The following is a 1,168-nucleotide window of genomic DNA, read 5'->3' as shown; positions in this document are numbered from 1 at the left end:
ATAGTTTTATAATCAACCTGAGCCTTGTCTGCTATATCCAACAAGGCATTTGCCTTTTCATAATCATCTGCCTTGGAATGAAGTCGAGATACCTCTGCCCGTAAATCTGAGTTATCAGATTCCGCTTGGGTCAAAGCCACCTCCAACACATAGATACGAGCATTTGCATCTGATAAATCTTCGCTTAACATAGAGATACGCTCGTTTGCCTTGTCAAGTTCCTCCGACAACTCTGTATTACCTTGCTCAATCTGCTGTTTGAGCAAGCCAACAAGCTGTTTGGACTTGGCAAGGTCATTGCTAGCTTTAGTCAACATTGACTTATACGTAGCAAGCTGCATCTCTATATTACTCTTGTTATTTATCATGTTTACAAAGGTACTAAATTTCTGCGACATATACAACTATTTCTTGTTAAGAAAGGTTATATAACCACTTGTTTTTCAGAAGCTTACAAGATTTCAAAAACAACTTTTCCTCGTATTCCCTGTTTTTCTTTTCCAAAGCTTCTTTTGCTGTCAGAAGAGATTTGCGCTCTCTCAATAGGGCAAGCAATGCTTCCTGCTTGCCCAAAATATACTCTTGTATCTCTACCATCGCATCCATGATTTCAACCTGACGCAGATTCATTCTAGAAATTTCCTCTCGAATCGCCTTTTCATCAGATGAACCTTGCTGCAATAATACTTGAAGCTCTGCAACACGAGATTGCATACGCTTCAGTTCTGCATGCATGGATGGTATCAAACTCTTAATATCAGTATTCATAATATGATTTCCGTTTGTACGGATGTTGATAGCAACAGTATCAATGTCTCACGGCTTATCTTATGACAGCGAGCTGCCTCCAAGAAACGAGGCTTGAGAAACTTACCATCATCAAACCACTTCTGGTATAAGACAAAACCATTGATATCATAATGTAATATTTTAACCTTGCGGTAATCCTTGGAATAGAAGATGAAGGCTTCATCATAACTATAAGGATCATGCTGCATTTTTTCACGGATGATTCCTGCCAAGCCCTCACGACCATTGCGCATATCAGTGGGTGTGGAACTCAAATAATAAGTTGTTCGAGAAGTGAAGTTCAGCATAGCTATGACATTTTACGCAGCAGTTCTGCAACTGCAAACAGGTTAGAACACTTGATTTCCATCTCATCACC

General features: G+C 39.6%; 3 protein-coding genes. All 3 read right to left on the bottom strand.

Going from position 1 to position 1,168, the window contains the following annotated elements; translation table 11 throughout:
• Positions 1–398 (bottom strand): hypothetical protein (locus tag ACTQ16_RS16605; protein WP_441938541.1); only part of this gene is annotated, 398 nt, incomplete at its 3' end.
• Positions 399–414: 16 nt separating this feature from the next.
• Complete coding sequence (locus ACTQ16_RS16600; RefSeq protein WP_441938540.1) at positions 415–768, bottom strand: hypothetical protein; 354 nt, start codon at positions 766–768, stop codon at positions 415–417.
• Complete coding sequence (tnpB, locus tag ACTQ16_RS16595; protein ID WP_118201877.1) at positions 765–1,097, bottom strand: IS66 family insertion sequence element accessory protein TnpB; 333 nt, start codon at positions 1,095–1,097, stop codon at positions 765–767. The genes ACTQ16_RS16600 and tnpB overlap by 4 nt, the downstream gene beginning before the upstream one ends.
• Positions 1,098–1,168 lie beyond the last annotated feature (71 nt).

Source organism: Prevotella sp. LCP21S3_D2, from assembly GCF_052118345.1.
Lineage (GTDB): Bacteria > Bacteroidota > Bacteroidia > Bacteroidales > Bacteroidaceae > Prevotella.
This window is presented reverse-complemented; position numbering and strand designations above follow the sequence as displayed.

Bases quoted from the DNA above. Each gene is read 5' to 3' on its own strand.
- ACTQ16_RS16600 (WP_441938540.1), bottom strand. From the start codon at position 768: ATGAATACTGATATTAAGAGTTTGATACCATCCATGCATGCAGAACTG.
- tnpB (WP_118201877.1), bottom strand. From the start codon at position 1,097: ATGCTGAACTTCACTTCTCGAACAACTTATTATTTGAGTTCCACACCC.